Source organism: Halomonas sp. ATBC28, assembly GCF_005937175.1.
Taxonomy (GTDB): domain Bacteria; phylum Pseudomonadota; class Gammaproteobacteria; order Pseudomonadales; family Halomonadaceae; genus Vreelandella; species Vreelandella titanicae.
Genome location: NZ_VCQL01000007.1, coordinates 110661 through 123485 on the forward strand (window position 1 = coordinate 110661; position 12825 = coordinate 123485).

Genomic DNA, 12825 nt, shown 5'->3' on the forward strand with positions numbered 1-12825 from the left:
TGCATGCCCCGGACTAGGTGGCAGAGTAGGTGTTGCCATATAGGCCGCTCAGAAAGCATGGCCAGCGGCATAAGCTTATTAAAGTGTGTGCTCGTGGCACCGCTGCGCTTGAGGCTTATCACGTCTAATCGAAATGTGCATGAATCGTCATAAGTGGCGAGCATTGAGTCCTTCTGCCGATTTCTGGGTATCTAACTGCAATTAATGGCAAAGTCTACTTAGTTTTTGTTCAGCGTTGAGATATACTTATGTAGCTAGACGTCAAATTAAGCTATATCACTAACGTTAAAAGACATGGATATTTCCCGCATGGACACTCATCACTTAGCGTCTGAACCGAAAAGCGTGGCCGCTCGTCAAGAGCCCGATAGTCTCTCGCTTTTCTTTCTGGTGTTTAAAACCGGCTTACTCACTATCCTTACTCTGGGTATTTACCGTTTCTGGCAAACGACTCGCATCCGTCAGTATCTTTGGGCTTCTACAAGTGCCAATGATTCTGCCTTGGAGTACACGGGTACAGGGCTTGAGAAGTTTATTGGCTTTCTCATTGCCCTGGTTATCCTGGCGTTGTATCTCGGCGTTTTTCAGATGTTGCTCTTCTACTTCGGCCTTTCGATGTTTAACGTCTCGTCGAGTGCTACTAATCCAACTGAGCAAGCTCGTTATCTGGTTGTTGTGTATATACACATTCTTGCTGTTTTGCCTCTTCTTTTTTATGCCAGTTATCAGAAACGCCGATACATGATGAGTCGAACGCGGTGGTGCGGCATTCGTTTTAGTATGGAAAAAGGCGCTTGGGGGTATGTGATCCGTGCCATCGGCTACAGGTTGCTGACGGTCGTAACATTGGGTGCGCTGGCCCCGCTGGCTACGTTCAAGTTAGAGCAGTATATGGCCGAGCGGAGTTACTATGGTGATGCTCGTATCAAGCAGGGTGGATCTTGGCCGCGTCTCTATTCGTCGCTAACGCATTTGTTTATTGGTATCGTCATTCTCTTGGTATGTTTAGGTATTTTTACATGGGGGTATAACGGTCTCGCGACAGCCCTGCTTTGTGTTGGCGGCGTCTGGGTGGCTATCGGTGTTGTGTATTACCAGGTTAAGAGTTTTGCTTATATGACTTCTCACAAGACACTAGGCGAGGAGGTTAGCTTTAAGGCTGAGCCGCGCACGGGGGCTATTATCAGGATTTACTTTATTGCAGCTGTCGGGATGGGGGTAATGTCGTTATTTATAATAAGTGTTATGACGGCCATTTTTGATTTTGGTATCTCGTCAGTCACGGTTGGATTCATTGGTGCTGCGCTGAGCTATATCTTTTTATTCTTGCTGTTTCAGGCAATGAAAATGGTGATGATTACTCAGCCTATACTGGGGCATTATGTTCAGACGTTTAGTATCATAAATCCCGAGCCTTTACATCAAATCCAGCAGCGTCAGGCAGATGATGCCGTTGGTGCTGAGGGCGTGGCGGATGCACTCGATGTCGCTGGCGCATTTTAATGTTGCAGGCGCAATTCTTTGATGGCGTGACGGCCTATCGTCATGAGGTGTGCATTTCGGTGTTAGATGACCAGCAGACGCTGGTCATCCACGCAGAATCACTAGCTGACCCCGTTCGCTGGGAACTCGCCGATCTTCGTGCTCTCCGTGATAGTTCGAGTACAAAACAGCTGACCTTGACCCGTTATGTCTCGTCTGTTGACGAGAGAGATCCTGCACGGCTTATTGTCACTGATAACGACTTTATTGCTTGGTTGCGTGCCACACAGCCTGATCTTTTCCGCCGTGATGTCCGTAAAAGAACCTGGTTGCGCATGGCAGGATGGGGAGCGGGCGCGGTGGCGGCCATTGCGCTGATGCTTTTCGTTATTTTGCCGGGCATGGCCAATATCCTGGCTCAGGCCATTCCTATCGAGCGCGAAGTTGCGTTTGGTAAAGCCGTTACCCAGCAAATCGAATGGGTGCTAAGTAGTTCAAACGCAGGCATGCAGCGCTGCGATTCTCCTGAGGGGGTGGCGGCGCTAGATACGATGCTGGAGAGGTTGACTGCAGGGCGTGATATGCACTACGCCATAGACATTCAGGTTTTCGGTCATTCTGAAGTCAATGCGTTTGCCGCTCCCGGCGGGCAGGTGGTTATCCTGAATGCATTGCTGGAAGAGGCTGAGTCCCCCGAAGAGGTGGCGGGGGTACTGGCTCATGAAATTGGCCATGTGGAGCGGCGAGACCCAATGCGGCAAGCATTACGGGCGGCGGGGGCAGCGGGGCTGCTTAGCATGGTTTTTGGCGATCTTGCGGGTGCCGCGGTGGTGGGTGAGCATTTGCTTACTGCTTCTTATAGCCGGGAGGCTGAAGTCGAGGCAGACCGTTTTGCTCTCGAAATGCTCGCTACGGCGGAAGTTGATGCGGCTGGGTTTGCAAACTTTTTTACGCGGATCGAGGGGCTGGAGGACGGTGATATTGCTACCCCCGAGCATTTATCTACACACCCTGATTCCAGCTGGCGCGGTACCCAGGCCCAGCAATTAGCTGAAAGCCAAGGCGGTACTACTGCGATTCTAACGCCAGCTGAATGGGCGGCCTTGCAAGCGATCTGCGATTAAAGGCTGTTAACGCTGTATCGAGAACCGCGCCACTCTTCATGCTTATGTTTCGTCGTCTCCCCATTTTTCCATCGCGCGTTTGTCGTCGGGTACCCGGACGATGTGGCCGACTTCCAGCTTGTCGTGGCTTTGGTGGCGGCCGCCGTTGGTGTCGATGATGGCGGCGACTTCGCCGATGCTGACGGCGTCATCTTCTCGGTAGGCTTCTACTTTGACGCGTACCATGGCGCCTTGGTAGCGTGCGGAAATGATGTCGCCCGGGTCGGGTTGGCTGCTTTGATCCGGGTGTTTTTTAAAGTACTGCATAACACTGGCGCTGCCGGGTTCGTCCCATTCGATATGCTGGTGCATCGCTGTCTTCCTTGTCTTGTTGAATGACGTGATGAGTGTAGTTTCAGTGTAGTGCCTTCAATGGGGTTATGTATGCTGTTCATCCTCCGCCCTGTTGGTCTCCACCACTGGGCTGTTTTCTTGCCCCACGTATTGAAAGAGAAAGTTTAGCGCTGCCGGTAGGCTGGCGCGCCATACTTTCCATGTATGGCCACCGGGGTAGAGGTCGAGGCGCACATCGTTGGGCTGGATGCGTTCCATGGCTTGGCGCAGTATGCGGGCGTGAAATTCTGCATCATAAACGTCGCTTCGCCCGGCGCTGATATACAGCGGTACGGGGGAAAGGTCGCCCTCATCTTCGGTACCGCGAGGGGTTACGCGCAGGCGATACTCTTCCAAATAGTTGGTGTAGTTAAGGTTTTGCCACAGCTCGCGATCAAATCGGCCCTGGTCATTGATAAATGAAGGGTGGCGCCAGGCGGTGGAGTTACGCGGCGGCAGGGGGGCGTAGCTGGCGGGGCTTAACGCGGCTACCGCGGCAAACAGTTCAGGCCGCTCCAGGGCAAAGTTGAGTGCGCCGTAGCCACCGGCGGAATAGCCAGCTACGCCACGCAGGTGGCGCTCTTGCCCCACTCGGTAGGTCGCTTCCACGTGGGGCATTAGGTCGTTAAAAAATGCGCTGCGGGCGGGTTCGTTGTGGCCATCTACCCACCAACTGCGACTGCCGGGCATAATGAAAACGGCCGGAGGAATATGCCCGGCAGCGATTAACCTATCCGCCACCTGCTGCAAGTTGCCGCGAGAAACCCAGTCGCGGTCAGTGTTAAATGAGCCGTGCAGCATATAAACGACCGGATACGCGTCTGTCGCTTGGGCGTCATAATTGTCGGGTAAATAAATACTGTAGGGGTAGTCGTAACCTAGCGTGGGCGAGAAAAACTGATGGTGTTCAACCTCGCTGGCTAAGCTATGGCCACTGAACGTTAGCCAGCCAATAAATGCCGTAAGTAGGGCGTGAAATCGGTACGAGAATACTGGTGGCTTGGGGATGAACACGTTTCCTCCGGGAATTAAAACTGTTCAATGGGGTCGGACAGCGCGAAGGCTTTTATTGTTCATCATAGCCATATAAGACAGTCAGTTAGCATAGTCATTCATCATCGCCATGCAAAATGCCAGGGTAGGAGTAGGTCGAGGCGGGAGGCCCAATGCGCAAAATTGAAGAGATCTATTGGTTGCGTGCTTACGGCTGTATAGCCGTTTTTTTGTTTCACTTACTAGATCATGTCAATCAGCGCCTCGATAACGTTGCCACCGATTTGATGCGCATACCGCTGGTGTTGGGTACCCCGATTTTCCTGTTTATTGCGGTCTTTGTGTTTGCCGTTCGCTACGATAAATCCGTGCCGGAAGGGTTCCTTGCCCAGCGCGTGAAGTATGTAATGGTGCCCTATTTTGTGTATGGCTTTATTTATTCGACGGCTGAATGGCTAAGCCAACAGCCATCGGATGAACCGGTGGGGTTCGTGGCCAACGCCATTGAGTATTATGTGTACGCGGGCTGGCATGGCTATTTTTTGATTATTGCGATGCAGTTTTATGTGGCCTATTGGCTGTTTACCCGTTGGCAGCTGTGGCGTTTGAACCCGGTGCCGTGGCTGTGGGGCGCTTGTGTGATCAGCATGGCGTATTGGGGGTTGGCTTACTGGTTTGAGGTTGACCTGCCCGGCTATCTGCTGTGGATTGCTCCACTGGGTTGGATCTATGTGTTTTTTCTTGCCCTGGTGCTGGTGCGCTACTACCCGCTACCCCCTGAGAGCGTGATGCTGGCGCGGCCTGCCTGGATGCAGCAAATGGCCCGCCCGGTCTGGTTGGTGCTAATGGTGGCGCTGATTATTGCCGCGACCTTTGCAGGTTGGCTGGCCTTCTCTTCCAAAGAGGTGTGGGTCATTCCTTTCTTCGTGCTGTTCACGCTGTGTGCCATGCGCTACTTGGCCGGGCGTCCTGCGCCTTTGTGGGTGCGCCACATTAATGCGTATTCGTTTGGCATTTACTTGGCTCACCCCATGTTCTTTGTGCTCGCTGATCTGGCTGTCGAGCCGTTGTCGTTGCCCATTGGCGTGTATGCACTGGCGCTTATGGCGGTTGGTGTGGTGGGGTCAGTGGGGCTTAATAAGCTCGCCAATACCACGACACTGGGCGCCATGCTGTTCGGCAAGCGACTAAAGGTAAGTTAGTCAGAGAGTGGCGGTGGATGGTATCTGTGGATGATATCGGTAGATAGCGGCAGAAAACGCATTATGGGCGTGGAGTGAAAGCCGTAACCGGGGCGTTAGCCAGAAAAGGGTTTTCTGGCTCTTTCGTTAGTCTAAGCAGGTTTCCGTTGTAGGTTTTTAAACGCGTAGGGCAGGCGTGTAAACGTTGCAGAAAATCGTCGATCGCGCTGTTATCGTCCAGCTCAGGGTCAAACCCACCCAAGCGTTCTAGCCAGGCTCGCCTCACGGCAATGTAGGGCGGCAAAAGTAAAGCACTGGCCAATAAGCGCCTCAGGATGCGTTCCGACAGCGATGGCCGGGTGAGGCCAATAATCAAGGCGTCAAGGGTGTAAGTGTTGAGCTGTGAATAGAGTGCACACCAAAGCTCCGCAGGCAGTGGTTTTTTCTGTAGCGCAATGATGAGCCACTCTGCTTGGCTGGTAAACGCGGCTTTATTCAAGCGAGCCCCCAGCGGCCTTGATGGTGTAATCAGCGAATGAGCATGGTAGCGCTGTTCAATAGCACTCAGGCGTGCTTGCGCTTGAGTGGCTGTCACCAAAATGGGCAGCAAGTGGTCGGCGACACCGGATTCACGTATGGATTTTAAGTGGCGTGGCAACATTTCACCCGTCACCATGGCATCAACGATAAAGCAGACCGATCCCATTTGCCGACTCCGATTGTGAGCAAATCTATCAAATTGTAATTTATTGTAGTAGCTGGTTTATTTGCGTAGCAAGTAAAAAAATTTGCGAGCTAAAAAACAGCGCTAAGTATGACTTGTGCACTTTAATGGGGCGCGCGGCATTATTTTTGTTCTATTTTGGTGCATAAGAGGTTTTTTAGACGGTTCAGAATAGCCTGTTGCGCCGTTATGCGTCATCAAGAGGCATTCGAAGCCATTTTTTAATGTTTATAAAACAGATAGTTGTTGTTTTTTTATGCCATATTGGTGCAGTGTTGGCATGTTCTCTGCATTGTATTTGCAAGCGGCTAGCGGGCCGTAGGCATAAGCCCTGCGGCGTGCTAAAACGATAGCCGGTCTGAAATGCTCGCTGAGCGATTTGTTAACCAATGTCAGGCAAACGTTGAGCGAACAAGAATGACAAACGTGCGGTTTAGCACGTATTTTGTCGAACAACACTTTTATCGGTAGCTTACTGTCGTTAGCTTTAAGCCACGCTCATACCGGAGGACACTATGTCAGCCAAGACTCTCGCGCTAATTGAAGAACACGATGTTAAATGGGTAGACCTGCGTTTCACCGACACTCGCGGTAAAGAACAGCACGTGACCGTGCCTGCGCGCGATGTAGACGAAGAATTCTTCGAGAATGGCCAAATGTTCGATGGCTCTTCTATTGAAGGTTGGAAGGGCATTAACGAATCCGACATGATTCTGCGCCCGGAAGATGGTACGGGCTACCTTGACCCCTTCACCGAAGATGCGACGCTGGTGCTGCGCTGTGACATCATCGAGCCGGCCACTATGCAGGGCTATGATCGTGACCCGCGCTCTATCGCTAAGCGCGCAGAAGCTTACCTGCAGTCTACGGGCCTGGGCGACACCGCGTTCTTCGGTCCTGAGCCTGAATTCTTTATTTTTGACGAAGTGCATTGGAAGTCTGATATCCAGGGCTCCATGTACAAAATCACCTCCGACGAAGGCGCTTGGGCAACCGACAGTGTCGTGGAAGGCGGCAACCTTGGCCACCGTCCGCGCGTTAAAGGCGGCTACTTCCCGGTTCCTCCGGTCGATAGCTTCCACGATATTCGTGGCGCAATGTGTAATACCCTGGAGGCGATTGGTCAGACCGTCGAGGTACACCACCACGAGGTTTCCAACGCAGGTCAGAACGAAATCGGCGTTAAGTTCAACACGCTGGTGAAGAAAGCTGACGAAGTTCAGGAAATGAAGTACGTGATCCACAACGTGGCCCACGCGTATGGCAAAACGGCCACCTTTATGCCGAAGCCGCTGGTCGGTGATAACGGTTCGGGTATGCACGTGCACCAGTCGTTCTGGAAAGATGGTAACAACCAGTTCGCCGGTGACGAGTACGCTGGCCTGTCTGAAATGGCGCTTTTCTACATCGGCGGCATCATCAAGCACGCCCGTGCCCTGAACGCCTTTACTAACGCTTCTACCAACTCGTACAAGCGTCTGGTGCCTGGCTTTGAAGCGCCGGTCATGCTGGCCTACAGTGCCCGCAACCGTTCGGCTTCAATCCGTATTCCTTACACCGCCAGCCCGAAAGGCAAGCGTGTTGAAGCGCGCTTCCCTGATCCGACTGCCAACCCTTACCTGGCGTTCTCTGCCATGTTGATGGCGGGTATCGACGGTATCAAAAACAAGATCCACCCTGGCGATGCCATGGACAAAAACCTGTACGACCTGCCGCCAGAAGAAGGCAAGTCAGTACCGACTGTGGCGCACAGCCTGGATCAAGCACTGGAAGCCCTCGACGCTGACCGTGCGTTCTTGACCGAAGGTGGCGTGTTCACCGACGAAATGATCGATGCCTACATTGACCTCAAGATGGAAGAAGTGGAGCGTATTCGTATGACCACTCACCCCATCGAGTTTGATATGTACTACAGTTGTTAAGTACAGCTGTTAATCAGCGTTCCTCGCCTCTGGCTGTTACTATCAGCCAGGCGGTGGTAACAATGATTGCCAATAGAACCCCGCTACGGCGGGGTTTTTTTATTGCTGGGAGGCTGAGAAGCGTGCCAGAGGGGCGATGAGCAGTGTGCTGGTAGCTCTCTTGGGCGTGGGGGAGTGGGTGGCACGGCGTTCGGGCAGGCGGTGTATCGGGTGACCGATCAGCACGGCAACGTTACCTTTACCGATAACCCAAGCAGCCCTTTATGCCCTACGACCACTTTTCCATCGCTCTGCCCCAGCAAGGCGCACAGGTGGAAGAGGGAATGACCGTGGTGGAGGTGGTTATTGCGCCACCGTTGCGCGACGACAATCAGGTACGGCTGTTGGTGAATGGCGAGATTAGCCAGAAAGCGCTGCACAGTGATGTCTTCTGGTTAACAGGCCTGCCGCAAGGGGGCACGAGATCCAGGCAGAATGCTGGAGAGCAGCCAGCGTTTACAGCACCGCACGGCAGCGGTGACGATTACGGTTCCTTAAGAGCGCTTTAATAAACGCGATCAAAAAAACAGCCCTAAGTATTACCTACCAAAACCTGGGTGCACTAAAGTGGTGCATGAGCAGGAGCATTTGGCACGGCAAGTGCGCTAAAACGATTCGCGCTCTTTCGCTGCGATGCCCGCAAGCCGTGCAAATGGACATAAACGTATAGTTGGCGCGCTTTTTGCAGCTCCCTCATTGATCATCCACCTGTAGGTCTGTATCGGCGATGGAAGACGCGATTTTTCAGGACACCACCATGCATCAGCGTTTGCTTGAGCATCTCACCACAGCGGTATTGCTGCTAGACGGCGAACTGCGTGTGCGATGGATGAACCCTGCCGCTGAAGCGTTGTTAGCGGTCAGCCTTAGCCGTGTTCACGGCATCAGCCTGGATACGCTACTTGGCGGGGATGTAAGCATTGACGAAGTATTGGCCAAGGCGCGGGATGCGTTTCACCCCTATACCCAGCGTGAAGCACGCATTACCCCGTTGAATAGCGAACCGCTCACGGTGGACTACACGGTGACGCCCTTATCCGACGATGAGCTGCTACTGGAAGTAGAGCCGCGGGATCGGCTGATGCAGATCTCCCGGGAAGAGGCGCTAACCACACGCCAGGAGACCATCAAGGTGCTCGCCCGCGGGCTCGCCCATGAAGTCAAAAACCCGCTGGGTGGCATTCGCGGGGCAGCACAGCTACTAGAGCGTGATCTAGACGACCCGGCGCTGCGCGAATATACCCATATCATTGTTGAAGAGGTGGATCGGCTGCGCGACCTGGTCGACTCCATGCTCGGCCCTAACCGGATGCTTAAACACGAGCCAGTCAACATCCACAAGGTGCTGGAGCGAGTGCGGGCGCTGCTGATTGCCGAACACCCTAGTGTGACAATCAGCCGTGATTACGACCCCAGCTTGCCCGATCTTTCCGGCGATGAATCGCAAATGATTCAGGCGGTGCTCAATGTGGCGCGCAATGCGGTACAGGCCATGAGCGATGCACAAACGCCGGAGCCCACTTTAATACTACGCACCCGCGCCCGTCGCCAGTTTACGCTTGGCGCCGAACGTCACCGGCTGGTCAGTGAAGTCGCCGTGATCGATAACGGCCCCGGTATTCCCGATACGCTGCAGGAAACACTGTTTTACCCCATGGTGTCGGGACGCGCGGAAGGCAGCGGCCTTGGGCTCTCTATTGCCCAGTCGATTTTGCACCAGCATCAAGGATTGATTGAATGCGATTCACGTCCTGGACACACCGAATTTCGTTTACTGATTCCCATGGTTATTAATTTCACCGGAGAAGCGTCATGACTGAGGCTGCACGTAATGATGTTGCGCGGGTGGTCATTGTCGATGATGACCGCGCTATCCGCTGGGTGTTGGAGCGCGCCTTGGCGCAACCCGACCTTGACGTTGAGTGTATCGAGCGCGCCGACGTTGCCCTGACACGTTTGTTGGAAAACCCACCCGACGTGCTGGTTACCGATATTCGTATGCCAGGTATCGACGGGCTGGATCTAATGTCCCGGGTACGCGAAGCGCATCCTGACCTGCCGGTGATCGTGATGACCGCGCACTCCGACCTGGACAGCGCCGTGGCCTCGTATCAGGGCGGGGCATTTGAATACCTGCCCAAGCCGTTCGATGTTGACGAGGCCCTGGCGCTGGTACGTCGCGCCGTGGCTCACGCCCGTGAACGCCAGCGTCCGGTGACCGTGCCGGAAGGCTTGAACGCCGAAATTATCGGTGAAGCGCCCGCCATGCAGGAGGTGTTCCGTGCCATTGGTCGCCTCTCGCACTCCCACATCACAGTGTTGATTAATGGTGAGTCGGGAACCGGCAAAGAGCGCGTTGCCCAGGCACTCCATCAGCATAGCCCTCGTGCGGGCAAGCCGTTTATTGCCCTCAATATGGCGGCGATTCCCCGTGATTTGATTGAGTCTGAGCTGTTTGGTCACGAGAAGGGGGCTTTTACCGGGGCGACCCAGCAGCGCCAGGGGCGGTTTGAGCAAGCCAACGGCGGTACGCTATTTTTAGACGAAATAGGCGATATGCCCGCTGAAACCCAAACGCGGCTACTGCGCGTGCTGGCCGATGGAGAGTTCTATCGCGTTGGCGGGCATACGCCGGTCAAAGTGGATGTGCGCATTATTGCTGCCACCCACCAAAACCTAGAAGTGTTGGTGGATGACGGCCGCTTCCGGGAGGATTTGTTCCACCGCCTGAACGTGATCCGTATTCACCTGCCCAAGCTTGCCGAGCGCCGCGAAGATATCCCTCGTTTAACGCGGCACTTTTTAGCTGAAGCGGCGAAAGAGCTGACGACCGATATCAAGGTGCTGACCAGCGAAGCGGAAGCCCACCTAACGCGTTTGCCGTGGCCCGGCAACGTGCGGCAGTTAGAAAATATCTGCCGTTGGCTCACCGTGATGGCATCAGGGCGTGAGATTCTGGTTGAAGATCTACCGCCGGAGCTGCGTTCACCCAGCGCTTCTGAAAGCAGCGCCCACGGCGATTGGCGCACGGCGTTTCGTGACTGGGCGGATCATGCCCTGGCCGAAGGCCATACCCATCTACTGGAAGAAGCGGTGCCCGATTTTGAGCGGATTCTGATTGAGACAGCGCTAAAACATACCGGCGGGCGCAAAGGTGAAGCCGCCGAGCTGCTGGGCTGGGGGCGCAATACGCTCACGCGTAAACTGAAAACACTGCTACCGGCACTCGCTGACGAGTAAACGTTAGGAGCCTGTCTGGCTTAACACTGATCTACTGCGAGTCCCGGTATTTTGGCCAACTTTATTCGATCGATTTCGTTAAATAGCACGCTATTCGCCTCAATCGATCGATAAATTTGGCTCAAAATTCGTGCTTCTCGCGATGATCGGTCAAGCCAGACAGGCTCCTAGTCGCCAGCGAGTATATATACCGCATCGGCTAGGGTGGTGGGGTTGGGCAAAGTGCAGTCGCTGCTGGTGAGTGGCTGCTCATCCTGCCACCACTACCCTGGGCTTGAGTAGGCTGCCGAAGTGACGCTGGGCAGCAACAGCGTTGTCTATGGCAGTTATTGTGTCGCTTCAATGCGCCTGATTTCGGCAAGTAACGCTTCTGCTTCTTCAGTAAGTGTGGCATTGGCACGCATATCGCCATTGCGTGAAGCCTCCATGGCGGCTTGTAGTTTGCGCTCATACTCTTGTTGAAGCTTCTTTTTGGGGTCACGCTTAAACATACCTAACATGAGCAATCTCCTCGCTATCAATGTCTCTTGTACACTATTTGTATAGGATTGAAGTGCTCGTGTCGAATGTTTGCTTTAACTAGCCTTGCTAATCGTAGTGATTAGGCGTGGCGCACTGGCATAAGAAGCGCTCAAAATCACATAAAATAGTCTCCAGGCTCGCGTGCAGGCGGTGATCGTCGTCAACCATCCGCAGCGATAGGCGCTGAAGACGAGCACGTTCGATCACCGGTTCAGGGGCAACCACATCATCCCGCCAGCCATGAATAATATGGCTGTGCTGCGCCTGAATAACCGGTGACGTTTCCGGATAGTCGGCAAGTCCCAATGCAGGCGCCAGCAGAAAGCAGCCCAACACCGGCTGCTGAGCGCTAACCGCCGCGCTTAGCCAACCCCCCAAGCTGGAGCCTGCCAGTACACACTGGGCAGGATCATCTCCGCGCTCGGCTAATACTCTCAGAAGGTATTCAAGGCGCTGCTGTGGTTCTGCTATGCCTCGATAATCCATGACCACCGGCTCACAGTCATCCAGCTTTTGCGCAACACCTTTCATTGCCTGGGTTTTCAGTGCGCCTGGCCCGCTCTCAAGGCCATGGGATAGATAAACGGTCATCATAACGGTTAGCTCGCTGCACGCTGGATAGCTTCGCCACCCTGTTGAAGGTCTTCACCCGCACCGCGAATGGTATTACAGCCACTGACCAGCATCAGGGTCACCACCATCACGAAGCCGAGGGCGATAGTGCGTTTCATAAAAGCCTCCTTCGAAGGCATACCGCTAGTGAAAGGAGTAGAAAGCAAAAATACCCTCTGTCGTGACGATACGCTACGGTTTTCAATACGTTTAAACACAAGGAAGCATAGCAGTGTGCCTCGAAACCGTATGTTTATGTCGCATGTGCCACTTCTATACATGAAAAATAGAGGTGGAGAGTGCTTTGTCATTCACTTTTTATTGTTTTAAGTAGTTGTTTTTTAATGTTTATATTCGTTATTGGCATGGTTTGGCTCATTGCCTGCAGTTACTAAGTAGAATCCAGCAAGAAACCAAGTAAATACTCGCAAATGAATAAAGTAAGTCATTTTTAAATTCAGTCACTTAACGCTAGTCGAGTTAACATTTTTCACCAGTAACTGAGTGAGTGGGCTAACAGCAAAATGGAAGGCAGGAAGCCGAAAAACGAACAGGATGTTTAAGGGACAATTAGCCCACTCACTGGTTGCAGCGTAAGGAGGCGCTGTTCATCA

Annotated in this window: 15 protein-coding genes; 8 read left to right on the forward strand and 7 right to left on the reverse strand. The window is 53.5% G+C overall.

What is annotated here, in order from left to right; genetic code table 11:
- Nucleotides 1–294 precede the first annotated feature (294 nt).
- Together E0L35_RS09785 and E0L35_RS09790 are read left to right on the forward strand one after the other, a co-directional pair.
- Nucleotides 295–1503 (forward strand): DUF898 family protein, encoded by a 1209-nt coding sequence (locus tag E0L35_RS09785; protein WP_212751671.1) that lies wholly within the window; start codon nt 295–297, stop codon nt 1501–1503.
- The gene (locus E0L35_RS09790) at nt 1503–2606 is read left to right on the forward strand and encodes a M48 family metallopeptidase (RefSeq protein WP_138800152.1); all 1104 of its coding nucleotides are present in this window, start codon (nt 1503–1505) and stop codon (nt 2604–2606) included. The genes E0L35_RS09785 and E0L35_RS09790 overlap by 1 nt, the downstream gene beginning before the upstream one ends.
- Before the next feature lie 42 nt (nt 2607–2648).
- Here E0L35_RS09790 and E0L35_RS09795 read toward each other — a convergent pair whose 3' ends face one another.
- Both E0L35_RS09795 and E0L35_RS09800 read right to left on the reverse strand, forming a co-directional pair.
- A complete protein-coding gene (locus E0L35_RS09795; protein ID WP_138800153.1) occupies nt 2649–2957 on the reverse strand; it encodes a hypothetical protein in 309 nt (102 codons plus the stop codon).
- Between the two features lie 66 nt (nt 2958–3023).
- Nucleotides 3024–3992, reverse strand: a complete 969-nt coding sequence (locus tag E0L35_RS09800) for an alpha/beta hydrolase-fold protein (protein ID WP_138800154.1) — start codon at nt 3990–3992, stop codon at nt 3024–3026.
- Between the two features lie 152 nt (nt 3993–4144).
- Here E0L35_RS09800 and E0L35_RS09805 point away from each other — a divergent pair, with 152 nt between their 5' ends.
- A complete protein-coding gene (locus E0L35_RS09805; RefSeq protein ID WP_009288118.1) occupies nt 4145–5173 on the forward strand; it encodes an acyltransferase family protein in 1029 nt (342 codons plus the stop codon).
- 61 nt (nt 5174–5234) lie between these two features.
- Here the strand turns inward: E0L35_RS09805 and E0L35_RS09810 are convergent, their stop codons facing one another.
- Complete coding sequence (locus E0L35_RS09810) at nt 5235–5858, reverse strand: hypothetical protein (RefSeq protein ID WP_022520805.1); 624 nt, start codon at nt 5856–5858, stop codon at nt 5235–5237.
- Nucleotides 5859–6391: 533 nt separating this feature from the next.
- Between E0L35_RS09810 and glnA the strand changes: the two genes are divergently transcribed.
- Nucleotides 6392–7798 carry a glutamate--ammonia ligase gene (gene glnA / locus E0L35_RS09815; protein WP_022520804.1) on the forward strand — a complete coding sequence of 469 codons (1407 nt, stop codon included), beginning with the start codon at nt 6392–6394 and terminating at the stop codon, nt 7796–7798.
- 99 nt (nt 7799–7897) lie between these two features.
- Here the strand turns inward: glnA and E0L35_RS26930 are convergent, their stop codons facing one another.
- Nucleotides 7898–8023 (reverse strand): hypothetical protein, encoded by a 126-nt coding sequence (locus E0L35_RS26930; protein WP_255200397.1) that lies wholly within the window; start codon nt 8021–8023, stop codon nt 7898–7900.
- Here E0L35_RS26930 and E0L35_RS26935 point away from each other — a divergent pair.
- The 4 genes from E0L35_RS26935 (at nt 7973) to ntrC (ending at nt 11077) form a co-directional block, all read left to right on the forward strand.
- Nucleotides 7973–8125, forward strand: coding sequence for a DUF4124 domain-containing protein (locus E0L35_RS26935; RefSeq protein WP_349304638.1), 153 nt, complete (start codon nt 7973–7975; stop codon nt 8123–8125). The genes E0L35_RS26930 and E0L35_RS26935 overlap by 51 nt on opposite strands.
- Nucleotides 8062–8346 (forward strand): hypothetical protein, encoded by a 285-nt coding sequence (locus E0L35_RS09820; protein ID WP_249362120.1) that lies wholly within the window; start codon nt 8062–8064, stop codon nt 8344–8346. The genes E0L35_RS26935 and E0L35_RS09820 overlap by 64 nt, the downstream gene beginning before the upstream one ends.
- 248 nt (nt 8347–8594) lie before the next feature.
- Nucleotides 8595–9653: a nitrogen regulation protein NR(II) gene (gene glnL, locus E0L35_RS09825; protein ID WP_027958155.1), complete on the forward strand. Its 1059-nt coding sequence runs from the start codon at nt 8595–8597 to the stop codon at nt 9651–9653.
- Nucleotides 9650–11077 carry a nitrogen regulation protein NR(I) gene (gene ntrC, locus E0L35_RS09830; RefSeq protein ID WP_022520802.1) on the forward strand — a complete coding sequence of 476 codons (1428 nt, stop codon included), beginning with the start codon at nt 9650–9652 and terminating at the stop codon, nt 11075–11077. The genes glnL and ntrC overlap by 4 nt, the downstream gene beginning before the upstream one ends.
- Before the next feature lie 326 nt (nt 11078–11403).
- Here the strand turns inward: ntrC and E0L35_RS09835 are convergent, their stop codons facing one another.
- The 3 genes from E0L35_RS09835 to E0L35_RS09845 form a co-directional block, all read right to left on the reverse strand.
- A complete protein-coding gene (locus E0L35_RS09835; RefSeq protein WP_007111925.1) occupies nt 11404–11577 on the reverse strand; it encodes a DUF6435 family protein in 174 nt (57 codons plus the stop codon).
- 88 nt (nt 11578–11665) lie between these two features.
- Nucleotides 11666–12193 (reverse strand): YqiA/YcfP family alpha/beta fold hydrolase, encoded by a 528-nt coding sequence (locus E0L35_RS09840; RefSeq protein ID WP_027958156.1) that lies wholly within the window; start codon nt 12191–12193, stop codon nt 11666–11668.
- Nucleotides 12194–12198: 5 nt separating this feature from the next.
- Nucleotides 12199–12330, reverse strand: coding sequence for an entericidin A/B family lipoprotein (locus tag E0L35_RS09845; protein WP_027958157.1), 132 nt, complete (start codon nt 12328–12330; stop codon nt 12199–12201).
- Nucleotides 12331–12825: the final 495 nt, after the last annotated feature.